Annotated in this window: 21 protein-coding genes; 9 read left to right on the top strand and 12 right to left on the bottom strand. The window is 63.1% G+C overall.

Annotated features, from left to right (window positions below; genetic code table 11):
• Positions 1–49: 49 nt before the first annotated feature.
• The 7 genes from J3A98_RS22605 to J3A98_RS22575 form a co-directional block, all read right to left on the bottom strand.
• The gene (locus J3A98_RS22605; RefSeq protein WP_011953272.1) at positions 50–235 is read right to left on the bottom strand and encodes a hypothetical protein; all 186 of its coding nucleotides are present in this window, start codon (positions 233–235) and stop codon (positions 50–52) included.
• Positions 232–1,344, bottom strand: coding sequence for a PepSY-associated TM helix domain-containing protein (locus J3A98_RS22600; protein WP_209968599.1), 1,113 nt, complete (start codon positions 1,342–1,344; stop codon positions 232–234). Before J3A98_RS22600 ends, J3A98_RS22605 begins: the two co-directional genes overlap by 4 nt.
• Positions 1,345–1,400: 56 nt before the next feature.
• Complete coding sequence (locus J3A98_RS22595) at positions 1,401–3,833, bottom strand: TonB-dependent siderophore receptor (RefSeq protein WP_209968595.1); 2,433 nt, start codon at positions 3,831–3,833, stop codon at positions 1,401–1,403.
• A gap of 1,582 nt (positions 3,834–5,415) precedes the next feature.
• Entirely contained in the window at positions 5,416–6,372 is a 957-nt protein-coding gene (locus J3A98_RS22590) for a FecR family protein (RefSeq protein ID WP_176683540.1), read from the bottom strand.
• Entirely contained in the window at positions 6,369–6,887 is a 519-nt protein-coding gene (locus J3A98_RS22585) for an RNA polymerase sigma factor (RefSeq protein ID WP_209968592.1), read from the bottom strand. The genes J3A98_RS22590 and J3A98_RS22585 overlap by 4 nt, the downstream gene beginning before the upstream one ends.
• 147 nt (positions 6,888–7,034) lie before the next feature.
• Complete coding sequence (locus J3A98_RS22580; RefSeq protein WP_209968589.1) at positions 7,035–7,745, bottom strand: 3'-5' exonuclease; 711 nt, start codon at positions 7,743–7,745, stop codon at positions 7,035–7,037.
• A complete protein-coding gene (locus J3A98_RS22575) occupies positions 7,742–9,679 on the bottom strand; it encodes a putative nucleotidyltransferase substrate binding domain-containing protein (RefSeq protein WP_209968586.1) in 1,938 nt (645 codons plus the stop codon). Before J3A98_RS22575 ends, J3A98_RS22580 begins: the two co-directional genes overlap by 4 nt.
• Before the next feature lie 116 nt (positions 9,680–9,795).
• On the opposite strand from J3A98_RS22575, the gene J3A98_RS22570 reads away from it, so the two are divergent.
• On the top strand, positions 9,796–10,341 hold the full coding sequence (locus J3A98_RS22570) for a response regulator (RefSeq protein ID WP_209968583.1): 546 nt from the start codon (positions 9,796–9,798) through the stop codon (positions 10,339–10,341).
• A 44-nt stretch (positions 10,342–10,385) separates the two neighbouring features.
• On the opposite strand, the gene J3A98_RS22565 is transcribed toward J3A98_RS22570, so the two are convergent.
• Positions 10,386–12,563: a malate synthase G gene (locus tag J3A98_RS22565; protein WP_209968580.1), complete on the bottom strand. Its 2,178-nt coding sequence runs from the start codon at positions 12,561–12,563 to the stop codon at positions 10,386–10,388.
• Between the two features lie 449 nt (positions 12,564–13,012).
• On the opposite strand from J3A98_RS22565, the gene J3A98_RS22560 reads away from it, so the two are divergent.
• On the top strand, positions 13,013–13,531 hold the full coding sequence (locus J3A98_RS22560; protein WP_010951709.1) for an ACT domain-containing protein: 519 nt from the start codon (positions 13,013–13,015) through the stop codon (positions 13,529–13,531).
• Positions 13,532–13,779: 248 nt separating this feature from the next.
• Here J3A98_RS22560 and rarD read toward each other — a convergent pair whose 3' ends face one another.
• The 4 genes from rarD to J3A98_RS22540 form a co-directional block, all read right to left on the bottom strand.
• On the bottom strand, positions 13,780–14,667 hold the full coding sequence (rarD, locus tag J3A98_RS22555; protein WP_209968575.1) for an EamA family transporter RarD: 888 nt from the start codon (positions 14,665–14,667) through the stop codon (positions 13,780–13,782).
• Between the two features lie 64 nt (positions 14,668–14,731).
• Complete coding sequence (locus J3A98_RS22550; RefSeq protein WP_176683533.1) at positions 14,732–15,706, bottom strand: serine/threonine protein kinase; 975 nt, start codon at positions 15,704–15,706, stop codon at positions 14,732–14,734.
• A 101-nt stretch (positions 15,707–15,807) separates the two neighbouring features.
• On the bottom strand, positions 15,808–16,572 hold the full coding sequence (locus J3A98_RS22545) for a TOBE domain-containing protein (protein ID WP_209968572.1): 765 nt from the start codon (positions 16,570–16,572) through the stop codon (positions 15,808–15,810).
• 49 nt (positions 16,573–16,621) lie between these two features.
• Complete coding sequence (locus J3A98_RS22540) at positions 16,622–17,353, bottom strand: ComF family protein (protein WP_209968569.1); 732 nt, start codon at positions 17,351–17,353, stop codon at positions 16,622–16,624.
• An 89-nt stretch (positions 17,354–17,442) separates the two neighbouring features.
• On the opposite strand from J3A98_RS22540, the gene bioB reads away from it, so the two are divergent.
• From bioB to J3A98_RS22505, 7 genes are all read left to right on the top strand, one after another.
• Complete coding sequence (gene bioB / locus J3A98_RS22535; RefSeq protein ID WP_014589423.1) at positions 17,443–18,501, top strand: biotin synthase BioB; 1,059 nt, start codon at positions 17,443–17,445, stop codon at positions 18,499–18,501.
• Between the two features lies 1 nt (position 18,502).
• The gene (gene bioF / locus J3A98_RS22530; protein WP_014755112.1) at positions 18,503–19,675 is read left to right on the top strand and encodes an 8-amino-7-oxononanoate synthase; all 1,173 of its coding nucleotides are present in this window, start codon (positions 18,503–18,505) and stop codon (positions 19,673–19,675) included.
• A complete protein-coding gene (locus tag J3A98_RS22525) occupies positions 19,668–20,399 on the top strand; it encodes an alpha/beta fold hydrolase (RefSeq protein WP_209968566.1) in 732 nt (243 codons plus the stop codon). Before bioF ends, J3A98_RS22525 begins: the two co-directional genes overlap by 8 nt.
• Positions 20,392–21,210, top strand: a complete 819-nt coding sequence (bioC, locus tag J3A98_RS22520; protein WP_209968562.1) for a malonyl-ACP O-methyltransferase BioC — start codon at positions 20,392–20,394, stop codon at positions 21,208–21,210. Before J3A98_RS22525 ends, bioC begins: the two co-directional genes overlap by 8 nt.
• 10 nt (positions 21,211–21,220) lie before the next feature.
• Positions 21,221–21,901 (top strand): dethiobiotin synthase, encoded by a 681-nt coding sequence (bioD, locus tag J3A98_RS22515; RefSeq protein ID WP_176683527.1) that lies wholly within the window; start codon positions 21,221–21,223, stop codon positions 21,899–21,901.
• Positions 21,902–22,113: 212 nt separating this feature from the next.
• A complete protein-coding gene (locus J3A98_RS22510) occupies positions 22,114–22,410 on the top strand; it encodes a hypothetical protein (RefSeq protein WP_049587144.1) in 297 nt (98 codons plus the stop codon).
• Between the two features lie 288 nt (positions 22,411–22,698).
• Positions 22,699–24,504, top strand: a complete 1,806-nt coding sequence (locus J3A98_RS22505) for an acyl-CoA dehydrogenase C-terminal domain-containing protein (RefSeq protein ID WP_209968558.1) — start codon at positions 22,699–22,701, stop codon at positions 24,502–24,504.
• The last annotated feature ends 1,092 nt before the right edge of the window (positions 24,505–25,596 follow it).

Below are 25,596 nucleotides of genomic sequence, written 5' to 3'. Positions count from 1 at the left end.
GAGGAAACCCCATGCTTGGCAATAGCTGCGGTTGCGGGGTGGTAGCGGGCTAGCGCCCCCGACGCCAGAGCAGCCCGCGCAGGCTCAGCAAGGCCGGCAGGCCCAGGCCGGCCCAGGCCAGAACGTCCCAGCCACCGTCGCCGAGCAGTGCGGCGAACAGGCCCAGGAAGCCAAGCAGGGCAATCAACGCTGGCCAGGCGAAGAGGCGTGCAGTGGCTTGTGACCTGTGGCTCATGCGCGCGCCTCCCTGGGTTTACGCTGCTTGCCCCACCACAGGTAGAGGCCGCTGCCGAGCACGATGATTGTCAGCACGTCCAGTAACGCCCAGAGGATCTGCATCGGTCGCCCGCCGTAGTCGCCGAAATGCAGTGGCTGCGACAGGCCCATGGCATCCATGTACCAGGGACGGTCGCCTACGGCAGTCACTTCAAGGGTGCGAGCATCGATCAGTACCGGCGTGAACAGGTGCGAACTCAGGTGAGTGGCACCGTTCATGAACACCGCATAGTGGTGCTCGCTGGAGAAACGCGTGCCTGGAAACGCGATGAAATCCGGGCGCATGCCCGGCGCGGCCTGTTCGGCAATGTCCAGCAGGCGAGTGGCTGGGGCGCGCTCGACGAGCGGCGGGGCGTCGCGGTAGGGGGCAACCATCGCAGCCAGGCTGTCATTGCGCCAGGCCGCGATGACCAGGTCGGACAGGGCACTGATCACCCCGGTCACGCTCACCGTCAATGCCCAGGCCAGGGTGACCACGCCGATCAGGTTATGCAGGTCGAGCCAGCGCAGGCGGCGGGATTTCTTGTGGCGTACGGTGCCGAATTCCAGGCGGCGCATGAATGGCGCATAGAGCACGGTGCCGGAGACAATCGCGACGATGAACAATACGCCCATGAAGGCCAGCAGCAGCTTGCCCGGCAGGCCTGCGAACATGTCCACATGCAGGCGCAGCATCACCATCATGAAACCGCCGTTGGCGGCCGGCATGGCCACCGCCTCGCCGGTGCGTGCATCGAGCATGAAGGTATGCGACAGGTTGGGGTCGGTGCCGGCGGTGGCGGCGGTAATGGCGACCACGCCGTTGGGCTCGTCTTCATCGTAGCCGAAGTACTGCATGACCTCGCCGGGGCGATGTTGTTCGGCCTTGAGCACCAGTTGCTGCAGGTCGAGGTGCGGGGTGCCTGCCGGCATTTCACGCAGTTCAGGGGCGTCGCCTAGCAGGTGTTCGAGTTCGTGGTGGAAGATCAGCGGCAGGCCGGTGACTGCCAGCAACAGCAGGAACAGGGTACAGACCAGGCTGCTCCAGGTGTGGATCAAGGACCAGCGGCGGATGGTGGGGCTTTTCATCACGGTACCGATTGTTGTCGGTTGGAACCCGGGGCCGCAAGGCGGCCCCAGTTCACTCAGAACTTGTAAGTGGCGCTGGCGACAACGCTGCGCTCATCGCCGTAATAGCAGTAGTACGAGTCACAAGTAGAGAGGTAATCCTTGTTCAGCAAGTTGGTGGCGGTGACCGCGACCGACGCGCCCTTCAGGCTGCCGTTCAGGCGACCCAGGTCGTAATGCACCGACCCATCGAAGACGGTGTAGGCCTTGGCCTTGCCCAGGTAGGTATTGCCTTGGTCACCATAGGTATTACCGGTATAACGCGTGCCCAGGCCGATGCCGAAGCCGTCGAGTACGCCTGAGTGCCAGGTGTAGTCGCCCCAGATGGACGCTTGCTGGTTCGGCATCAGTTGCAGACGGTTGCCTTTGAAATCGCCGTCCTGAACCTCGGACTTGGCCAGGGTGTAGGCGGCAATGACCTTCAGGTTGTCGGTCACATCGGAAACCGCTTCCAGCTCAAGGCCGCGGACTTTCACTTCACCGGTCTGGCTGGTGATGGTCACACCACCGACCGTGTTGGTGACCGAGACGTTTTTCTGAGTCAGGTCGTACACGGCTGCCGACAACAGGGTGTTGGACCCCGGCGGCTGATACTTCACGCCCAGCTCCCACTGCTTGCCTTCGGTGGGCTTGAACGAATCCGAGGCCGACACACTGGCATTGCTGGACGGCTGGAACGACTCGGCATAGGACAGGTACGGCACGAAGCCCGAGTCGAACACGTAGCTGATGGCTGCGTTGCCGCTGAATTTCTTGTCCCGCTGGGTATTGGTGGCATCACCCTGGTTGAAGAACTTGGTGCCGGTATGCACCCAGTCTTCACGACCGCCCAGGGTCAGGCGCCAGTTACCAAGCGCCATCTGGTCCTGCACATACAGGCCGGTCTGACGGGTTTTCTGGTTGTAGTCGTAAAACGCGGTCGAGCGATCCGGGCGAGTGATCGGCAGCCCGTATACCGGGTTGTTGACGTTGCTGTCCGGCACGTTGAAGTCGAAGATCGACAGGTAGTTGGTGTTGATGCGCTGGTGGTCCAGGCCGATCAACAGCGTGTGGTCGATGTCCCCGGTAGCGAAGTCCGCCTGGAAGTTGTTGTCCACCGCGAACTGGCTGATGTCTTCATCGGTGTTGGTGGACATGCGGCTGACAGTGCCATCGTCCTGCACCGGTGGCGAGCTCTTGTTGTAACTGCCAGGGGTGATGGTCTGGAACGACAGGTCCGACTTGGTGTAGCGCAGGTTCTGGCGGAACTGCCAGACGTCATTGATGCGGTGTTCGAAGGCGTAACCCAGCGCGTAGTAAGTACGGTCGTAGAACTCGTAGTCCGGGTCACCCAGGTTCTTGTGGTGCGAGATCTTGCCGAATGGCATGTCGATTTTGGTGCCCTGGATGGGCCGGAACTGGCTGGTGGCGCCGGTATCGTCACGGGTGAACTGGGTGAGGAAGGTCAGCGTCGTGTCTTCGTCAATGTTCCAGGTCAGGCTTGGGGCAATGTTGTAGCGCTTGTTGTCGATGTGGTCAATCTGGGTGCCACTGTCACGGATAACGCCACTGAGGCCATAGAGAAAGCGACCTTCATCGTCGATCTTGCCGGTGCTGGCGAAGTTGATCTGGCGATGGTTGTCGCTGCCGTATTGAAGCTCGATTTCGTGAGCGCTTTCGGCTTGCGGACGGCGGCTGACCATGTCCAGCAGGCCACCAGGTGGGGTCTGGCCGTAGATCGAAGAGGCCGGGCCGCGCAGCAGGGCGAGGCGGTCGAGGTTCCAGGTTTCGGCTTTCGGGTTGGCATACACGCCGCGTGGCAGCGGCAGCCCATCGAGGAACTGCGTTGGCTCGAAGCCGCGCACGCGCATCCAGTCATAACGGGTGTCGCTGCCGAAGCTGGCGGAGACGATGCCTGGCATGTAGCGCACTGCATCATCCAGGCTGTGTACACCGCGGTCTTTCATTTGCTCGCGGGTGGCGACAGAGATGGAGCGGGGGACTTCCACAAGTGCCGTGTCAGTCTTGGTGCCAGCAGCGGTGCGCTTGGCCACGTAGCCTTCAACCGGGCCCCAGGCGCTTTCGCTGGCGCTGGTGGCATTCACGGTGGTTTCCGGCAAGGCCAGTGTGCCATCCGGCACGGCCACCAGGCTGTAGCTGCCCGCACTGCTCTGCTGCAACTGCAGGCCGGTACCGCTCAGGGCGGCTTGCAGGGCGCCCAGGCCGTTGTATTGGCCGTTGACCGGGGCCGAGGTGCGGCCGCTGACCAGTGCCGGGTCGATGGCCAAGGCAATGCCGGCCTGGCTGGCGATCTGGTTGAGGGTGGTGGCCAGTGGTGCGCTGGGCAGGTTGTAGGCGCGCGACGTGGATTGCTCGGCGGCGAACAAGGCAGGGCTGGTCAGCGGGGCAGCCAGGCCGATGGCCAGGGCCATCAGGCTGGGGCGCAGGATATGATCAACGGCACGGGACATGCGGCGGTTCCTCGACGGGTAAGTGCTTGCTGCTTCCTTGCCGAGCGAGATCTGAAAAGTGACAGGGTGAATCTGAAAAATATTGAGAATTATTTAAAATGGGTTTTGCCAGCACCGGCCTCTTCGCGGGTGAACCCGCTCCTACGACGATCCCGATGTGTGCCCACCACCGTGGTAGGAGCGGGTTTACCCGCGAATACGATGGCGGCGGCAACGGTGAACGGCTAGTGGAAATTGGCCAGCAGGCCCGGCCTCTTCGCGGGTGAACCCGCTCCTACGACGACCCCGATGTGTGCCCACCACCGTGGTAGGAGCGGGTTTACCCGCGAATACGATGGCGGCGGCAACGGTGAACGGCTAGTGGAAATTGGCCAGCAGGCCCGGCCTCTTCGCGGGTGAACCCGCTCCTACGACGATCCCGATGTGTGTCCACCACCGTGGTAGGAGCGGGTTTACCCGCGAATACGATGGCGGCTGCAACGGTGAACGGCTAGTGGAAATTGGCCAGCAGGCCCGGCCTCTTCGCGGGTGAACCCGCTCCTACGACGATCCCGATGTGTGTCCACCACCGTGGTAGGAGCGGGTTTACCCGCGAATACGGTGGCGGCTGCAACGGTGAACGGCTAGTGGAAATTGGCCAGCAGGCCCGGCCTCTTCGCGGGTGAACCCGCTCCTACGACGACCCCGATGTGTGCCCACCACCGTGGTAGGAGCGGGTTTACCCGCGAATACGATGGCGGCGGCAACGGTGAACGGCTAGTGGAAATTGGCCAGCAGGCCCGGCCTCTTCGCGGGTGAACCCGCTCCTACGACGACCCCGATGTGTGTCCACCACCGTGGTAGGAGCGGGTTTACCCGCGAATACGGTGGCGGCTGCAACGGTGAACGGCTAGTGGAAATTGGCCAGCAGGCCCGGCCTCTTCGCGGGTGAACCCGCTCCTACGACGACCCCGATGTGTGCCCACCACCGTGGTAGGAGCGGGTTTACCCGCGAATACGGTGGCGGCTGCAACGGTGAACGGCTAGTGGAAATTGGCCAGCAGGCCCGGCCTCTTCGCGGGTGAACCCGCTCCTACGACGACCCCGATGTGTGTCCACCACCGTGGTAGGAGCGGGTTTACCCGCGAATACGGTGGCGGCTGCAACGGTGAACGGCTAGTGGAAATTGGCCAGCAGGCCCGGCCTCTTCGCGGGTGAACCCGCTCCTACGACGACCCCGATGTGTGCCCACCACCGTGGTAGGAGCGGGTTTACCCGCGAATACGGTGGCGGCTGCAACGGTGAACGGCTAGTGGAAATTGGCCAGCAGGCCCGGCCTCTTCGCGGGTGAACCCGCTCCTACGACGATCCCGATGTGTGTCCACCACCGTGGTAGGAGCGGGTTTACCCGCGAATACGGTGGCGGCTGCAACGGTGAACGGCTAGTGGAAATTGGCCAGCAGGCCCGGCCTCTTCGCGGGTGAACCCGCTCCTACGACGACCCCGATGTGTGCCCACCACCGTGGTAGGAGCGGGTTTACCCGCGAATACGATGGCGGCGGTAACGGTGAACGGCAGGTGGAGATTGGCCAGCAGACCCGGCCTATTTGGAAGTGACCTTCACCCACCACTGCGTATGCCGCTCGATCTTCACCGGCAACGCCGGCACCAGCGAGGCCAGCGCCAGGTCGGTGTTGGTCAGCGGGAAGCTGCCGGTCACGCGCAGGTCGGCGACCTTGGCATCCACCCCGAGGTAGCCGCTGCGATACTGGCCCAATGTGGCGAGCAGGTCGCCCAGGCGTACGTTGTCGACCACCAGCATGCCGCGGGTCCAGGCATCGGCACCGGCGGGCACCGTGCCAACCTGGCCGAGGCCGTTGGCGTTCATCAACACTTGCTGGCCTTCGCGCAGCACCTGTTCGTCGCCGCTGTCATGCGGCATGGCGGCGACCGAGGCTTGCAGCACTTCCAGGCGCGTACCGCCGGCTTCGCGGCGCACCAGGAAGCGCGTGCCCAGTGGCCGCAAGCGACCGTCTTCAGTGCGGACCAGCAGCGGGCGTGGGTCCTGGTGGCCGGTTTCGACCGAGATCTCGCCCTGATGCAGCACGATCACCCGTTGTGCGCCGGCATAGTCGATGTCCACGGCGGTGTGGGTGTTCAGGCTCAGCAGTGTGCCGTCTTCCAGGCGCAAGGTACGCAATTCACCCGTGGCGGTGCGCTGGTCGGCCAGCCAGTAGCTGGGTGCCAGCGACGGCGCACCGACCCATGCCAGCAGCGCGCCGAGCAGAAACGTGCCGGCCAGCCCGCCGCCAACCTTGCCAATGCGTCGTCGCAGGCTGACGCGCGATTGCAGCAACGCCTGGCGTGCCGGGCCAGCCGCCGCGCTAACGCGCTGGTCCATGGCGCCGAGCTGGCGCCAGGCACGTGCGTGTTCTTCGCTGGCAGCATGCCAGCGCATGAATTCATTGCGTTCATCAGGCGTGCCGCTGCTGTCGCCGAGGCTGAGTTTCCAGGCAATCGCGGCTTCCAGAACCCGGGACGAAACCGGGACGTTGCTCACGTCGGCTCCCCGTACAGGGCTACGTAGCACTGGCGCATGCCTTGGGCGATGTACTGGCGCACCCGTGATACCGAAACGCCAAGGCGCTCGGCAATCTCGGCATGGCCCATGCCGTCCAGACGGCTGTGCAGAAACGCAGTGCGAGCCTTGCTCGACAGCTTGCCGAGCAGGCGGTCGATGGCTTTGAGGTCTTCAAGGATCAGGTGCTGCATTTCTGGCGAGGGCTGTTCGGCTTCAGGGATCAGTGCCAGCTCGGCCAGGTAGACCTGTTCCAGTGCGGCGCGGCGGAAGTGGTCGAACATCAGCCCCTTGGCCACGGCGGCCAGAAACGCGCGGGGTTCGCGGGGTGTGTCCAGTTGCTCACGACCGAGCAGGCGCACGAAGGTGTCCTGGCTCAGGTCTTCAGCACGTTGGCGGCAGGCCATGCTGCGTTGCAGCCAGGCGAGCAGCCAGCCGCGGTGGTCGCGGTACAGCGCACCGACCAGATCGGCGTGTGGGCTTTGTGCAGAAGACAAGCAGCGTCCCCCCGGAACGAATGCATTAACTAACGATAATTATTCGCGATTGTTGCAGAGGGGAGGGGGTGGGTGCAATGGACGCTTATCGGATTGCCATCATGGAAAAGGCTGAAGGGTATGCCTTGGAATTTTCAGTGCCTATCCCTACAAACCATGACTCTGCATCTTGCGCCGTCGCCACCCGCGCAACCGCTGCTCCAACTGCAGCGGGCTGTCCAGCTGCTGGCGCCGGGCCTGGCTGAACAGGATCAACGCCAGCTCTGCGGTCACCAGGGCATCAGCACTGGCATGATGGCGCTCTTCTACCTGCAAGCCAAACCGCGCCACCCAGTCATCCAGCCCGGCCTCGCGAAGCACCGTGTCAGGGTTGAGCATCGGTGCCAGTTCGGCAACGTCGAGGAACCGTGACTGCAAGCGATGCCCAAGGCTCTCCTTTAGCGCACGGGCCAGCATGCGCTGGTCGAATGGCGCGTGAAACGCCAGCACCGGGCTGTCACCAATGAAATCGAGCAAATCCAGCAGGGCCTCGGCCGGGTCGCAACCGGCAGCCAGGGCGCTGGGGCCCAGGCCGTGGATCAGTACGCTGGCGTTGGTCTTCTGCAAAGGCCGGTGCAGCGTGCGTTCGAACTGCTGGGCAAAGTCGATGGCACCGTCTTCGATCGCCACTGCCCCGATCGACAGTACCTGGTCCCGGTTGGGGTTGAGCCCGCTGGTTTCCAGGTCCAGCACCACCCAGCGCTGCTCGCGCAGGGTGCATACCCCTAGCGGCACGGGCTTGGGCAACCGGGCCAGGCGTTGGCGTGTGGTGTGGTCCAGCTCGGGCGCGCTGGGGCGCAGCCAGGCGAACAGGCTCACAACTGGTACCGCAAGGCCAGGCTGCTTTGCAGGCGCTGGGCCTGGCGCAGGGACTCGCGCAGGATGCGCCGGTCCAGGTGGTTGAGGCTGTCCGGGTCGAGCCGGTTGGAGTAAGGCAGGTTGTCGCGTATCTGGCGCTGGTGCTGCTGCATGCGGGTTTGCTGGATGAAGTGGTAGGCCTCTTCATAGGCGGCGCCGTCCAACGGCTCGATCACGCCCTTGGCCACTAGTTGGCGCAGGCGCTCCAGGGTATTGCAGGCAGCTATGCCATTGGCCAGGGCCAGCAAACGGGCACCGTCGACGAAGGGCGTCAGGCCTTGGACCTTGAGGTCGAGGGTCGCCGCCTTGTCGTTGCCCTGGCGGGTCAGCACGAACTCGCGCAACCGGCCCACCGGCGGGCGTTGGCGCAGGGCGTTGTCAGCCATCATGCGCTGGAAGATGCGGTTGTCGGCTACCTGTGCCAGCAGGCCCTGGCGCAGTTGCTCGCAGCCTTGCTCGTCGCCCCACACCACACGCAGGTCGAAGTAGATGCTCGAACCCAGCAGGTTCTCCGGGCTGGCTTCGCGAACAAACCCGGCAAAGCGTCGCGCCCACTCGCTGCGCGACAGGCACAGTTCGGGGTTGCCGGCCATGACGTTACCCATGCACAGGGTGAAACCGCACTGGGCCAGGCACTGGTTGATGTATTGCGCCAGCGGCAGCAGGCGAGCGCGGATGGCGTCGGCCTCGGCGCTGTCGACCGCTTCGAAGAGGATGCCGTTGTCCTGGTCGGTGTGCAGGGTCTGCTCGCGTCGCCCCTCGCTGCCAAAGCACAGCCAGCTGAACGGCACGCCCGGGTCGCCACGTTCGGCCAAGGCCAGTTCGATGACCCGGCACACGGTATGGTCGTTGAGCAAGGTAATGATCTGGGTGATCTGCGTCGACGATGCGCCATGGGCCAGCATGCGTTCCACAAGCTGGCTGATTTCTCCGCGCAGTGAAACCAGCGTATCCAGGCGTGGCGCATGGCGTATGGTGCGCGCCAGGTGAACCAGATCGACCCGTTGCAAGGAAAACAGGTCGCGCTCGGAAACCACCCCACACAGGCGCCGGTTTTCCACCAGGCATACATGGGCAATATGCCGCTCGGTCATGGCCATGGCGGCATCGAAGGCGCTGGCCTGGGGTGGGAGGTAGAACGGTTTGGCTGTCATGTGCTGGTCGATGGCGGCGCCCAGGTCAGTATCTATTGTCGCCACCACCTGGCGCAGATCGCGCAAGGTGAAGATACCGATGGGGTAGCGCTGCGGGTCGACCACCACGATGCTGCCCACCTGTTGCTCGTGCATCAGCCGCACGGCTTCGCGCAGGGGCGTATCGGCGCTGCACACCACCGGATGGCGCATGGCCAGTTCCCCCAGGGGGGTGTTCAGCGAGTATTGGGTGCCGAGGGTTTCCACAGCGCGCTGGCGTACTTGCTGATTGACCTGATCAAGCAGGCTGCTGACACCGCGCAGGGCAAAATCCCGAAACACTTCAGACATCGAGAACACGCGGATGAATGCGGCCTTGTTCAGTTGCAGGCAGAAGGTGTCTTCACCGGCCAGGTGCTCGGTGCGGGTTGCCCGCTCACCCAGCAGGGCTGCCAGCGGGAAGCACTCGCCGCTGGTGATCTCGAACGTGGTCTCGACACCCGGTTTGGCCAGATGCTGGCGCTCGCCAACCACGCGGCCCTGTTTGACGATGTAGAAGTGCTCGACCGGCCCGTCGGCAGGTTTGACGATGCTTTCACCACAGGCGTAGAAACGCAGCTGGCACTGCTCGACCAAGAAGGCCAGGTGGCTGTGCTCCATCTGGTTGAACGGCGGAAAGCGCTGCAGGAACTGCAATGTGCCCTGGATGTTTTGCAGTACTGCCGTCTTGCCCGCTTGGCTGTAGGCGTCCTTTTTGCTCATGAAACTGACCGTATCGCTATGCCGAACTATATATATCTATATATAGGTACCGGCCATGTTGTTCTCTGCCTCCATGGTCGGCTTGCGGCGAGGTGGTGCCCATTGGACGTAAGTCTATGAGCGCCCCTGTCAGAGACCCGACAAAAGGAGAAACGGGTTACGCAAGCAATGCGGTCCTAATGCTGAAGCGGAATTATTTTGACGAGACAAGCATGCCCGAGCACACCGACATCCTGAGCGACGCCGAGCGCGAGGCCTTGGCCGTGATAAACCAGAGTGCGCCTGTGGCAGCCAGACCGTTGGTGCTTGTGGTGGATGACAACGCGGTTAACCGGGAGGCGCTGATCCTGTACCTGAAAAGCCGGGGCATCGATGCGGTGGGGGCGGATGGGGCCGAGGAAGCCAGGTTGTACCTGCACTACCAGAAGCGTATCGGGTTGATGATTACCGATTTGCGCATGCAGCCTGAAAGTGGGCTGGACTTGATCAGGACAATTCGCGCGTCGGAGCGGGCGGCGTTGTCGATCATTGTGGTGTCGGGCGACACCGATGTGGAAGAAGCAGTGGATGTGATGCACCTGGGCGTGGTGGATTTCCTGCTCAAGCCGGTGGATTTGGGCAAGCTGTTGGAGCTGGTGAAGAGAGAATTGAAAATGGATTGATGCGCAGTGGGGGCCGCAAAACGGCCCCCTGGCGAAGATGTAACTTACAACCCGTTACGCGCCTTGAACTCGCGGCGACGGCGGTGCAGTACCGGCTCGGTATAACCGTTCGGTTGCTTGCCGCCTTCCACCACCAGCTCCACAGCCGCCTGGAATGCCACGTTGTCGTCGAAGTTCGGCGACATCGGACGGTACAGGGCGTCGCCAGCGTTCTGCTGATCGACCACCACGGCCATGCGCTTGAGGCTTTCCAGCACCTGCTCCTGGCTGACCACGCCGTGGCGCAGCCAGTTGGCCAGCAGCTGGGCGGAGATGCGCAGGGTGGCACGGTCTTCCATCAGGCCGACGTTGTTGATGTCCGGTACCTTCGAGCAACCCACGCCCTGGTCGATCCAGCGCACCACGTAGCCGAGGATGCCCTGGGCGTTGTTGTCCAGCTCGTTGCGGATCTCTTCGGCCGACCAGTTGGTGTCCGCAGCCAGCGGAATGGCCAGAATGTCGTCCACCGACGCCGGGGTACGTGAAGCCAGTTCACGCTGGCGCGCCTGTACGTCCACCTTGTGGTAGTGCAGGGCGTGCAGGGTGGCGGCAGTCGGCGACGGTACCCAGGCGGTGTTGGCACCGGCCAGCGGGTGGGCGATCTTCTGTTCGAGCATGGCTGCCATCAGGTCTGGCATGGCCCACATGCCTTTGCCGATCTGCGCCCGGCCTTGCAGGCCGGTGGCCAGGCCAACGTCGACGTTGTTGTTTTCGTAGGCGCCGATCCACTTCTCGTTCTTCATGGCACCTTTGCGCACCACGGCGCCGGCTTCCATCGAGGTGTGGATTTCATCGCCAGTGCGGTCAAGGAAACCGGTGTTGATGAACGCCACGCGTTCGGCGGCTGCCTTGATGCAGGACTTGAGGTTGACCGTGGTACGGCGTTCCTCGTCCATGATGCCGACCTTGACGGTGTTGCGCGGCATGCCCAGCAGGTCTTCGACCTGGCTGAAGATCTCGGCGGCGAAGGCCACTTCCTCAGGACCGTGCATCTTCGGCTTGACGATGTACACGCTGCCGCTGCGGGTATTCTTGCGGCTGGTGTTGCCGTTGAGGTTGTGCAGGGCGATCAGGTTGGTGAACAGCCCGTCCTGGATACCTTCGGGGATTTCGTTGCCTTGGGCATCGAGGATCGCCGGGTTGGTCATCAGGTGGCCAACGTTGCGCACGAACAGCAACGAACGACCGTGCAGGGTCACGCTGCCGCCGTTAGGCGCCGCGTACTCACGGTCCGGGTTCATGGTGCGGGTGAAGGTTTTGCCGCCCTTGCTCACGCTTTCGGCCAGGTCGCCTTTCATCAGGCCCAGCCAGTTGCGGTAGACGATGACCTTGTCGTCAGCGTCTACGGCTGCAACCGAGTCTTCGCAGTCCATGATGGTGGTCAGTGCCGACTCCATCAGGATGTCTTTGACGCCAGCGGCGTCGGTACTGCCGACCGGGGTGCTGGCATCGACCTGGATTTCGAAGTGCAGGCCGTTGTGCTTGAGCAGTACGGCAGTGGGTGCTGCGGCGTCGCCGTGGAAGCCGATCAGTTGCGCATCGTCGCGCAGGCCAGTGTTGCTGCCGCCTTTCAGGGTAACAACCAGCTTGCCGCCTTCGATACGGTAGCCCGTGGAGTCAACGTGCGAGCCGGCTGCCAGTGGCGCGGCTTCGTCGAGGAAGGCGCGGGCGAAGGCGATGACCTTGTCGCCGCGCACCTTGTTGTAACCCTGGCCTTTTTCAGCGCCGCCTTCATCGCTGATGGCATCGGTGCCGTACAGGGCGTCGTACAGCGAACCCCAGCGAGCGTTGGCGGCGTTCAGGGCGAAGCGGGCGTTCATCACCGGCACGACCAGTTGCGGGCCGGCCATGTGGGCGATTTCTTCGTCCACGTTCTGGGTGGTGGCCTGGAAATCGTCGGCTTGTGGCAGCAGGTAGCCGATTTCCTGGAGGAATGCTTTGTAGGCTGCGGCGTCGTGGGCCTGGCCTTTGCGTGCCTGGTGCCAGGCGTCGATCTTGGCTTGCAGCTCGTCGCGCTTGGCGAGCAGGGCTTTGTTCTTTGGAGCGAGGTCATTGATGATCTTCTCTGCACCCGCCCAGAACTGCTCGGCGACGATGCCGGTCCCGGGGATGGCTTCGTTGTTCACGAAGTCGTACAGGACCTTGGCGACCTGAAGGCCACCGACTTGAACGTATCCAGTCATTGCTTGCCTCACTCTGCTCAGCTATTTCGCTCTTCTGTATTAAGCCTGTAGCGCTTCTCTAAACACGGCACCAGTGCATGCCCACGGGTTTGCTCGGGGGCGGCTGGGTGCGGCCTGCCAGACAGGCTGGCAGGCAGTGTGCGTATTTTCACAGGCGCCTTGGCAGACATCCAAACGACGTTTTGTAGTCCGCGCCACGGGATACTACATGAAGCAGTAGGCGGGGCAAAATCAGACTAAAAGCGCCGTTATGCGACCCGTTGGTCGCGTATGGTCACGCTGGGAGTGGGTATGTTCGCAAAAAACAGGTGGATTGTTCCAGATAAATCTTGAAACAGTACACGATTATCTGTGCGGATTGCCCTGCGGCAGGTTGCCGCGCCTTGCCTATACTGACTCGATCCCCTGATTTTCTGCCGCCCGGCGCGGTCCGACACGAGGAAGGGCTTGTGGATCATCTTGTACTGACTGTAATTGCCCCTGACAAGGCCGGCCAGGTCGAACGAATTGCCCAGTGCATCGCCGACCACAGTGGTAACTGGCTGGAAAGCCGCATGTCGCGGATGGCCGGGCAGTTTGCTGGCATTCTGCGGGTGGCGGTGCCGGCAGAGAATTACGCCGAGCTTGTGGCCTCGCTGCAGGGGCTGGCCAGGTATGACATTCGCGTGCTGATTGCCGAGAGCGGGATCGAGCCGTCGTGCACCTGGAAGCCGATTGCCATGGAACTGGTGGGTAACGACCGGCCGGGGATCGTGCGGGACATTACCCGCTTGCTGGCCGAGTTGCAGGTAAACGTCGAGCGGTTTTCCACAGAAGTGCGGCCGGCACCGATGAGCAGTGAGCCGTTGTTCCACGCCGACGCATTGCTGGCGCTGCCGTTGACCTTGCCGCTGGAAGAACTGCAGCAGCGGCTGGAGAGCCTGGCGGATGACTTGATGGTGGAGTTGAAGCTGCGGGCAGAGGATTGATCAGCGATTGCCGGGGCCGCTTTGCGACCCAGTCGCGTTATCCCGATATCACGGGGAAGGCCCTGTGGATAACCTGGGGGTGTACCTCTCCAGCCCAGGTATCACGTGCCTTGCAGAGCTTTGCTCAAAAAACACCCAATTATCAGCAGCTTGTGCACAAAGCACGGGGACGAGGGTGTGGATAACCTATGGAGATGTCTCTGCAGGCCAATAGCTACATGGCCTGCAGAGTTTTGATCGTTTTTCGATCAGTTGCGTTTGCGCAAGCTCAGCCATGCATCCACGCTGTAAATCGCCAAACCTGCCCAGATGAACATGAAGGCCACCAAGGTGCTCGACGACAAATGCTCATCGAACAGCAGTACGGCCTGCAACAGCACCAAGGTCGGTGCCAGGTACTGCAGGAAGCCCAGCGTGGTGTACGGCAGGTGCCGTGCGGCGGCGTTGAAGCATACCAGCGGCACCAGCGTTACCGGCCCCGCGGCCATCAGCCACAGCGCCTCGCTGCTGGTATAGAACGCGCCCTGGGCACTCATCGCTGACGGGTGCAGCAGCAGCCAGCCAAGGGCCAGCGGTACCAGCATCCAGGTCTCCACCACCAGGCCCGGCAGTGCAGCTACCGGCGCCTGCTTACGGATCAGCCCATAGAAGCCGAAGCTCAACGCCAGCACCAGTGATACCCACGGCAGGCTGCCCACTTGCCACACCTGCTGCGCGACACCCACGGCGGCCATACCCACCGCCAGCCATTGCAGGCGGCGCAGGCGTTCACCAAGAATCAGCATGCCCAGCAGGACGTTGATCAGCGGGTTTATGTAATAGCCCAGGCTGGCCTCGAGCATACGGCCGTTGTTCACCGACCACACGTAGGTCAGCCAGTTACCGGCGATCAGTGCCCCGCTCAGTGCCAGGATGCCCAGCCGGCGCGGGTTGTTGCGCAGTTCACGCCACCAGCCGGGGTGTTTCCACACCAGGAGCAGCAGCGAGCCGAACAGTGCTGACCAGAGCACCCGGTGGACAATGATCTCCACCGCCGGGACGCTCTGGATTGCCTTGAAGTAGAGGGGGAAAAGGCCCCAGATGATGTAGGCGCTCAAGCCCAGTATGTACCCGCGACGCGGGTTTGCGGCGTGCATGCAGAATCCTTGCTTAGGTTGCTAAATAAAGCGACGCCTATTGTAGACAGAGGTGGGCGTGCTTCTAGAACAATTTCAGCGGTGTTTCATCCAGCGCAGCCATCTGTTCGCGCAAGGCGAGAATCTGGTCGCCCCAGTAGCGTGGCTGGCCGAACCAAGGGAAGCTGGGCGGGAACGCCGGGTCGTCCCAGCGCCTTGCCAGCCAGGCGCTATAGTGCAGCTGGCGCAGGGCGCGCAGGGGCTCGATCAGGGCCAGCTCGCGCGGGTCGAAGTCGTGGAACTCGTTATAGCCGTCGATCAGCTCGGCCAGTTGCCCCAGGCGCTCCTCGCGGTTGCCGGCCAGCATCATCCACAGGTCTTGCACCGCTGGGCCCATGCGGCAATCGTCGAGGTCGACCACGTGGTACACCTCGTCACGGTGCATCAGGTTGCCCGGGTGCAGGTCGCCGTGCAGGCGGATGAGCTGGTGTGGTGTGCGAGCGTAGATGTCCTCCACCCGCTTGAGCAGATCGCGGGCCACGGACTCGAACGCCGGCAGCAGTTCACGCGGGACAAAATTACCTTCCAGCAAGGTGTTCAGCGAGGCGTGGCCAAAGTTGTCCACAGCCAGTGCCTCACGGTGCTTGAACGGCTTGCTGGCGCCCACGGCATGCAGGCGGCCAAGTAACTGGCCCAGGCGATACAACTGGTCGAGGTTGCCAGGTTCGGGGGCGTGGCCGCCGCGACGTGGGAACAGCGTGAAGCGGAAGCCCTTGTGTTCGAACAAGGTGCGGTCATCGTGCTGCATGGGCGCAACCACCGGGACCTCGCAGTCGGCGAGTTCGGCTGTGAAGGCGTGTTCTTCGAGGATGGCCGCATCGCTCCAGCGGCCTGGGCGGTAGAACTTGGCAATCAACGGCTGCGCGTCTTCGATGCCCACCTGGTACACGCGGTTCTCGTAGCTGTTCAGCGCCAGCACCCGCGCATCGCTGAGAAAGCCCAGGCTTTCCACTGCGTCCAGGACCAGGTCGGGGGTGAGGGTGTCGAAGGGGTGGGACATGGTGGCTCCGGAGGGTAAGCGGCGTGGGGCCATGGTAGCGCGTTATGCCTGTGCCGGCTTCTTCACAGGCAGGCCCGCAATCCGCTCGCCGCGTGGCCAGGCTATGCCGGTATCCCGATCAGCACATAGGACGGATGGAACTGCACCCGCACCGAGCTGCCGGCCGCCACCTGCTGCCCAGCCAACCACTGCGCCTCTGCAATGGCACACAACGTCTGGCCATTCCCCAGCGCCAGCCTGACCTCGCTGGGGCCGTCATCCTCGGCCAGCACTTCTTCCACCGTCGCGCTCAAACAGTTGCTGCCCTCCTCGGCTTCTTCCTCTTCCGCCAGCAACTGCACCCACCCGGCCTTTAGCAGCGCCACCACCATCGTTCCCGCTTTCAGCTCCAGGCGCGCCGTGCTGTCGTGGGTGATCAGCGCATCGATCTCCAGCCCGCCGCTCAATGCCAGGCTGACGCGGTCATACCGGCCTTCTGGGCGCAGGCCGCTGACCTGGCCCTGCAACTGGTTGCGCGCACTGGTGCGCAGCATCAGGCGCCCGAGCAGGTCGAGGTCGCTGGATTCTTCGGCGGCTTCAAGGATTTGTGCCTGCAGGGCCTGCAGCCGTTGGTACAGGCGCAGCACCCGCTCGCCTTCCGGCGACAAGTGCGCACCGCCGCCGCCACGGCCACCGGTGCTGCGCTTGACCAAAGGCTGGCTGGCCAGATTGTTGAGCTCGTCGATGGCATCCCAGGCCGCCTTGTAGCTGATACCCGCTGCCTTGGCTGCGCGGGTGATCGAGCCTTGTTCGGCAATGTGCTGCAGCAGCGCGATGCGCTGTGGGCGGCGGGCGATGTGCTGGGTGAGAAGGGGGGGTAGGGACATGGGTATTCCGTATACAAGGGTGCTTTACAAATGGGCAGGTCGCGCCTGGTCATACATACCCCGGTTTGGGCGTACGTGCCAGGCAATACACATCCACCCGCCGTGCACCGGCCTTGCGCAGTGCCATGGCAATAGCCTGCGCAGTGGCACCGGTGGTCAACACATCATCGACGATGGCGACATGCTTGCCTTCCAGCTCCCCCGTTACCGCGAACGCCTGGCGCAAATTGCGCCGTCGTGCCTTGGCGCCCAGATGCTGCTGTGCCGGTGTCTCGCGGGTGCGGGCCAGCAATCGCTCGTTGCATGTTACCCCGACGTGCGACGACAACCACCGCCCAAGCATCCCCGCCTGGTTGAACCCCCGCTCGCGCAGTCGACGCCTGGCCAAAGGCACAGGCAACAGCAGGTCAGGGCGAGGCAACCCTTCGGCATAGCGATACAGCAGCCCCTGCCCGAGTAGCTCAGCCATCAGGCGCCCCAAAGGCCATTGGCGATTGTGCTTGAAGCGGCTGATCAACGTGTCCACCGGAAAGCCGAACTGCCACAGGGCAATGACCTGATCGAAGGCCGGCAAGCGGCGGCTGCACAGTGCGCAGGTCAGGCCGGCCATGGGCAAGGGCAGGGCGCAATGCCGGCACTGATCACCCAGCCAGGGCAGTGCCTGTTCGCAGGTGATGCACAACGGGTAATGCTGCTCGGCAGGCTCATCGCATAACAAGCACTTCTGGTTAATAAGTGAGCACTTGTAAACCAGTCGCTTCCAGTACAGTTGACAGTTCATAGGCCTTCCATGACTATGCGAGCTATCCGTGATGCGCTGGCGGGCTTTCCTGTCCCGGCGCCAGCTACAGCCTAAACAAGGAAACGCCGATGAGCGCCAGCACAACTGCAACAACACGTCACGACTGGTCCCTGGCCGAGGTCAAGGCGCTGTTCCAGCAACCGTTCAATGACTTGCTGTTCCAGGCGCAGACCGTGCACCGCGCGCACTTCGACCCCAACCGCGTGCAGGTTTCGACCTTGCTGTCGATCAAGACCGGTGCCTGCCCGGAAGATTGCAAATATTGTCCGCAGTCCGGCCACTACAACACCGGGCTGGAAAAACAGAAGCTGATGGAAGTGCAGAAGGTGCTGGAAGAAGCTGCCCGCGCCAAAGCCATCGGTTCTACCCGTTTCTGCATGGGGGCGGCGTGGAAGCACCCGTCGGCCAAAGACATGCCCTACGTGCTGGAGATGGTCAAAGGCGTCAAGGCCATGGGCCTGGAAACCTGCATGACCCTCGGCAAGCTCGACCAGGAGCAGACCAAGGCCCTGGCCCAGGCTGGCCTGGACTACTACAACCACAACCTCGACACCTCGCCGGAGTTCTACGGCAGCATCATCACTACGCGTACCTACAGCGAGCGTCTGCAGACCCTGGCCTACGTGCGCGATGCCGGGATGAAAATCTGCTCTGGTGGCATTCTGGGCATGGGTGAGTCGCTGGACGACCGCGCCGGCCTGCTGATCCAGTTGGCCAACCTGCCGGAGCACCCGGAGTCGGTGCCGATCAACATGCTGGTCAAGGTGGCCGGCACGCCTCTGGCTGAGGAAGAGGACGTCGACCCGTTCGACTTTATCCGTATGCTGGCCGTGGCCCGTATCCTCATGCCCAAGTCTCACGTGCGCCTGTCCGCCGGCCGCGAGCAGATGAACGAGCAGATGCAGGCCTTGGCCTTCATGGCGGGCGCCAACTCGATCTTCTACGGCGAAAAACTGCTGACCACCGCCAACCCCCAGGCCGACAAGGACATGCAGCTGTTCGCACGCTTGGGTATCAAGCCCGAAGCGCGTGAAGAACACGCCGACGAAGTGCACCAGGCAGCCATCGAGCAAGCGCTGGTCGAGCAGCGCAGCAGCGAGATGTTCTACGACGCCGCGACAGCCTGACATGGCTTTCGATCTGGCTGCGCGCCTGGCCGAACGGCGCGCCGCAGACCTGTATCGGCAGCGGCCATTGCTGGAAAGCCCGCAGGGGCCGGAAGTGGTGGTCGACGGCCAACGGTTGCTGGCCTTCTGCAGCAATGACTACCTGGGCCTGGCCAACCACCCCGAGGTGATCGCCGCCTGGCAGGCCGGCGCCGAGCGCTGGGGGGTGGGGGGTGGTGCCTCGCACCTGGTGGTTGGCCACAGCACCCCACACCATCAGGTTGAAGAGGCACTGGCTGAACTCACCGGCCGCCCGCGCGCCCTGTTGTTCTCTACCGGCTATATGGCCAATCTGGGCGCCATCACCGCGCTGGTGGGGCAGGGCGACACGGTGCTGCAAGACCGCCTGAACCATGCTTCGTTGCTGGATGGCGGGCTGCTCAGTGGTGCCCGCTTCAACCGATACCTGCACAACGACCCGGCCAGCCTGGCCAGCCGCCTGGACAAGGCAGTCGGCAATACCTTGGTGGTGACCGATGGCGTATTCAGCATGGACGGTGACCTGGCCGACCTGCCGGCGCTGGCCGATGTCGCGCGTGCCCGCGGCGCATGGTTGATGGTTGATGACGCCCATGGCCTGGGTACCTTGGGCGCACAGGGCGGCGGTATCGTCGAGCACTTTGGCCTGGGTGTGGATGACGTACCGGTGCTGATCGGCACGCTGGGCAAGGCTTGCGGCACTGCCGGCGCCTTTGTGGCTGGCAGCGAAGCGCTGATCGAGGCGCTGGTGCAGTTCGCCCGCCCCTACATCTACACCACCAGCCAGCCACCGGCGCTGGCCTGCGCCACACTCAAGAGCCTGGAGCTGCTGCGCCGTGAAACCTGGCGTCGTGAGCATCTGGCAGCCTTGATTCGTCAGTTCCGGGAAGGCGCGCAGCAGATGGGGCTTCAGTTGATGGACAGCCCGACGCCAATCCAGCCCATCGTGATCGGCGACAGTGCGCAGGCGTTGCGCCTGTCACGCCTGCTGCGTGAGCGCGGCTTGCTGGTGACGGCCATCCGCCCACCCACCGTGCCGGCTGGCAGCGCACGCCTGCGGGTGACCCTGAGTGCCGCGCACAGCGAGGCGCAGGTGCAGCTATTGTTGAATGCATTGGCCGAGTGTTATCCACAGTTGGAGAACGCCGATGCGTAATCGACTTGTTCTGTTGCCTGGCTGGGGCTTGGGAACTGCTGCGCTGGAGCCGCTGGCCGCTAGCCTGCGGGCCCAGGACGCCCGCCTGCAGGTAGAGCTGATGCCCCTGCCAGAACTGGCTCACAGCGATGTGCAGGCCTGGATCGACCATCTGGACCGCAAGCTGCCCAACAATGTCTGGCTGGGTGGCTGGTCACTGGGTGGCATGTTGGCCAGCGCGCTGGCGCACAAGCGTGGCGACCACTGCTGCGGGCTGCTGACCTTGGCCAGCAACCCCAGCTTCCTGGCCCGGCCAGACTGGCCCCACGGCATGGCCGAAGACACCTTCGGCACCTTCCTCGACGGCTGCCGCAGCCATACCCAGGTCACCCTCAAGCGCTTCCGTACCTTGTGCAGCGACGGCGCCCTGCAGCCGCGCACCCTGTTGCGCCAACTGGGTGTCGGCGTGCCGGATACCGACCCGTTGTACCTGGCCACTGGCCTTGAAGTGCTGGCCAAACTGGACACCCGCGTAGCCTTGCAAGCCTATGGAGGCCCGCAGCTGCACCTGTTTGCTGGCAGCGATGCGCTAGTGCCGGCAGAGGCGGCAAAGGCGTTAAGCGAGCTGTTGCCCGATGTGGAAGTGGGCTTGGTCGAAGACAGTTCCCACGCGTTCCTGCTGGAGTACCCGCAGGAACTGGCGACGGGCATCAAGAGTTTCCTGCATGAGAGTGGCGATGACTGACCTTTCCCGTCCGACCCTGCCCGGCGCATTGCCCGACAAGCGCCAGGTGGCGGCCTCGTTCTCCCGCGCCGCAGCCAGCTATGACAGCGTGGCGGCCCTTCAGCGCGCTGTTGGTCTGAGCCTGATGGAGCAGTTGCCGGTAGGCCTGCAGCCGTCACACTGGCTGGACCTGGGCAGTGGCACCGGCCATTTCAGCCGCATGCTGGCTGAGCGTTTCACCCAGGCCTGTGGCCTGGCGGTGGATATTGCCGAAGGCATGTTGCTTCACGCCCGTCATGTAAAGGGTGGGGCGCAGTATCACGTGGTTGGCGACGCCGAGCGTTTGCCGCTGCGCGATGGCAGCGTCGATCTGGTGTTTTCCAGTCTGGCGGTGCAGTGGTGCGATCAGTTCGCCAGTGTGCTGGCCGAGGCGCAGCGGGTGCTGCGCCCAGGCGGTGTACTGGCCTTCAGCAGCCTGTGCGTGGGCACCCTCGACGAACTGCGCGCCAGCTGGCAGGCGGTGGATGGCCTGGTGCATGTAAACCGCTTCCGCCGTTTCGAAGACTACCAGCGCCTGTGTGCAGCCAGCGGTTTTGAACAGCTTGAGCTGGAGCGGTGCCCGCATGTGCTTCACTACCCGGATGTGCGCAGCCTGACCCACGAACTGAAGGCGTTGGGGGCGCACAATCTGAACCCTGGGCGACCTTCCGGTCTCACCGGCAGGGCGCGAATGCAGGGCCTGTTGCAGGCCTATGAGGCATTTCGCCAGCCCGCGGGGCTGCCAGCCACCTATCAAGTGGTCTATGGTGTGTTGCGCAAGCCACAGGCGTAAGGGGAGCACGATGAGCCAGGCCTTTTTCATTGCGGGTACCGACACCGATGTTGGCAAGACCACCATCGCCGCCGGCCTGTTGCATGCGGCGCGTTTGCAGGGCATGAGCACGCTGGGTGCCAAGCCGGTTGCCTCAGGCTGCACGATGACGCCGAAAGGCTTGCGCAATAGCGATGCCCTGGCGCTGATCGACGAAAGCACGGTCAAGCTGCCCTATGAGCAGGTCAATCCGTTTGCCTTCGAGCCTGCTATTGCCCCGCATGTCGCGGCGCGCGAGGCAGGGGTGACGCTGGCAGTGCCAGACCTGCTCGCGGCGATGCGCAATGTGCTGCAACAAAATGCCGACTTCACCCTGATAGAGGGAGCCGGTGGCTGGCGCGTACCGCTGTCGGGTCTGGATAACCTGTCCGACCTTGCCGTTGCCTTGCAGTTGCCGGTGATACTGGTGGTAGGCGTGCGGTTGGGTTGCATCAGCCATGCCTTGCTTAGCGCCGAGGCGATCGAGCGCGATGGGCTGCAGTTGGCGGGTTGGGTGGCAAACATCATCGAGCCGCGCACCTCGCGCCTGGAAGAGAACCTGGCCAGCCTTGCAGAGCGCCTGCCGGCGCCTTGCCTGGGGCGGGTTCCCAAGCTCAAGCAGGCCAGTGCCGACATGGTGGCTGAGCATCTGCAACTGGATCTGCTGGATTAGTGTGTTGCAGGCCCGGCCTCTTCGCGGGTAAACCCGCTCCTACGAGGGAACGCATACCGTTGTAGGCGCGGGGTTACCCGCGACTAGGCCAGTGCAGGAATACCCAAGGCCTATCAACTGGCATTGAGCCATTAGGGATTTAAACGGGCCTTTTTGTCCCCAGCCTGTTTTAATTGGGGCTGTTCGTCATCCAGCGTCAATGGAGTCCTGACATGGAAATCACCGGTAGCTCCGCCTACTACGCGGGCCTGAGCGCAATCCAGACCGGGCAGAACCGCGTCGATCAGGCTGCCAGCCAGATCGCCAACACCACTGCCGAACGCACCGCCACAAGCCAGTCCAGCGATTTTCAAGCCGAACGCTTGCGCGCGGTCGACCGCAGCCAGCAGATGGACATGGCCACCAGTGTCGTGCAACAGGCGGTGGGCAAGACCGAAGTCGAGCTTGGCGCAAAGGTCGTCAAGGCATCCGACGAAATGCTTGGCCGGATCATCGACACCTACGCCTGAACACTTGCGTCATCCCCTATTTCAGCGCCTGCCCATGTAGGAGCGGGCTTGCCCGCGAATGCGTCCGATCAGACAACAATTTTGTCTGGTCGGGCCTCTTCGCGGGCAAGCCCGCTCCTACAAGGGTTTGTGCCATGGCATGACTGATTTGCCATTCTCCGTGGCGTAAATGGCACCATAGTCCATCCTTGACAGAAAGCTAAGCTAAACGTAAGTTTCAAACAACTGTTTGATCGGCTTCCGCCAAGCGCGGGTCACCCCACAGAACTCACCTAGAGGTTCATCGCCATGCCTGACTACAAAGCCCCCTTGCGTGATATCCGCTTCGTTCGCGACGAGCTGCTTGGCTATGAAGCGCACTATCAGAGCCTGCCGGGCTGCCAGGACGCCACGCCCGACATGGTCGACGCGATCCTTGAAGAAGGCGCGAAGTTCTGTGAGCAGGTGCTGTCCCCGCTGAACCGTGTGGGTGACCAGGAAGGCTGCACCTGGAGCGAGTCGGGGGTGAAAACCCCAACCGGCTTCAAAGAAGCCTACGAGCAGTTCGTCGAAGGCGGCTGGCCTAGCCTGGCGCATGACGTCGAGCACGGCGGTCAAGGCCTGCCAGAGTCGCTGGGCCTGGCCCTGAGCGAAATGGTCGGTGGTTCGAACTGGTCGTGGGGTATGTACCCAGGCTTGTCGCATGGCGCGATGAACACTATTTCTGCGCATGGCACTGCCGAGCAGCAGCACACCTACCTGACCAAGCTGGTGTCCGGCGAGTGGACCGGCACCATGTGCCTGACCGAACCGCACTGCGGTACCGACCTGGGCATGCTGCGCACCAAGGCCGAGCCACAGGCCGACGGCAGCTACAAGGTGTCGGGCACCAAAATCTTCATTTCGGCCGGCGAGCACGACATGGCCGGCAACATCGTCCATATCGTTCTGGCCCGCCTGCCGGACGCACCGGCCGGTACCAAGGGTATTTCGCTGTTTATCGTGCCGAAGTTCCTGCCCAATGCCGAGGGTGGCGTGGGTGAACGCAACGGCGTGAGCTGTGGCTCGATCGAACACAAGATGGGCATCCACGGTAACGCTACCTGCGTGATGAACTTCGATGCTGCCACCGGCTACCTGATTGGCCCTGCCAACAAAGGCCTGAACTGCATGTTCACCTTCATGAACACTGCTCGTCTGGGGACTGCGCTGCAAGGCCTGGCCCACGCCGAGGTGGCGTTCCAGGGTGGCCTGAAGTACGCCCGCGAGCGTCTGCAGATGCGTTCCCTGACCGGCCCGAAAGCACCGGACAAGGCCGCTGACCCGATCATCGTCCACCCGGACGTGCGTCGCATGCTGCTGACCATGAAGGCCTTCGCCGAAGGCAACCGCGCGATGGTTTACTTCACCGCCAAGCAGGTGGACATCGTCAAGTACAGCCAGGACGAAGAAGAGCGCAAGAAGGCTGACGCCCTGCTGGCGTTCCTGACCCCGATCGCCAAGGCATTCATGACCGAAGTCGGTTTCGAAGCCGCCAACCACGGCGTGCAGATCTACGGCGGCCATGGCTTCATCGCCGAATGGGGCATGGAGCAGAACGTGCGCGACAGCCGTATCTCCATGCTGTACGAGGGCACTACCGGTATTCAGGCCCTCGACCTGCTCGGTCGTAAAGTGCTGATGACTCAGGGCGAAGCACTGAAGGGCTTCACCAAGATCGTGCACAAGTTCTGCCAGGCGCAAGAAGGTAACGAAGCGGTCAAGGAGTTCATCGAACCACTGGCGGCCATCAACAAGGAGTGGGGCGAGCTGACCATGAAAGTGGGCATGGCTGCCATGAAGGACCGTGAAGAAGTGGGTGCGGCTTCGGTCGATTACCTGATGTACTCCGGCTATGCCTGCCTGGCCTACTTCTGGGCCGACATCGCCCGCCTGGCCGCCGAGAAACTGGCAGCCGGCACCAGCGAGGAGGCGTTCTACACCGCCAAGCTGCAGACTGCCCGCTTCTACTTCCAGCGCATCCTGCCACGTACCCGTACCCATGTGGCGACCATGCTGTCGGGCGCCAACAACCTGATGGCGATGGACGAAGAGCACTTCGGTCTGTCGTACTGATACTGGCGCTGTACCCAAAAACCCGCCTGCCCTGACCGGCAGGCGGGTTTTTTACGTCTTCAGGTTCACCCGCGAAAGGGCCGGGTCTGCTGGCCAATCTCCACCCGCCGTTCACCGTTGCCGCCACTACCGTATTCGCGGGTAAACCCGCTCCTACCACACTGATCGGTGGTGGCCACATACCAGGGGTTGGCCACAGGCCGTCGTGTAGGAGCGGGTTCACCCGCGAAGAGGCCGGCCCTGCTGGCCAATCTCCACCCGCCGTTCACCGTTGCCGCCGCCACCGTATTCGCGGGTAAACCCGCTCCTACCACACTGATCGGTGGTGGCCACACATCAGGGGTTGGCCACAGGCCGTCGTGTAGGAGCGGGTTCACCCGCGAAGAGGCCGGCCCTGCTGGCCAATATCCACCCGCCGTTCACCGTTGACGCCGCTACCGTATTCGCGGGTAAACCCGCTCCTACCACACTGATCGGTGGTGGCCACACATCAGGGGTTGGCCACAGGCCGTCGTGTAGGAGCGGGTTCACCCGCGAAGAGGCCGGGCCTGCTGGCCAATCTCCACCCGCCGTTCACCGTTGCCGCCGCCACCGTATTCGCGGGTAAACCCGCTCCTACCACACTGATCGGTGATGGACACACATCGGGGGTTGGCCACAGGCCGTCGTGTAGGAGCGGGTTCACCCGCGAAGAGGCCGGCCCTGCTGGCCAATCTCCACCCGCCGTTCACCGTTGCCGCCACTACCGTATTCGCGGGTAAACCCGCTCCTACCACACTGATCGGTGGTGGCCACACATCAGGGGTTGGCCACAGGCCGTCGTGTAGGAGCGGGTTCACCCGCGAAGAGGCCGGCCCTGCTGGCCAATCTCCATCAGCCGTTCACCGTTGCCGCCGCCACCGTATTCGCGGGTAAACCCGCTCCTACCACACTGATCGGTGGTGGCCACATACCAGGGGTTGGCCACAGGCCGTCGTGTAGGAGCGGGTTCACCCGCGAAGAGGCCGGACCTGCTGGCCAATCTCCATCAGCCGTTCACCGTTGCCGCCACTACCGTATTCGCGGGTAAACCCGCTCCTACACAGATCAGTG

It is taken from the genome of Pseudomonas sp. BP6 (assembly GCF_017875935.1).
Classification (GTDB): Bacteria; Pseudomonadota; Gammaproteobacteria; order Pseudomonadales; family Pseudomonadaceae; genus Aquipseudomonas; species Aquipseudomonas putida_Y.
This window is presented reverse-complemented; position numbering and strand designations above follow the sequence as displayed.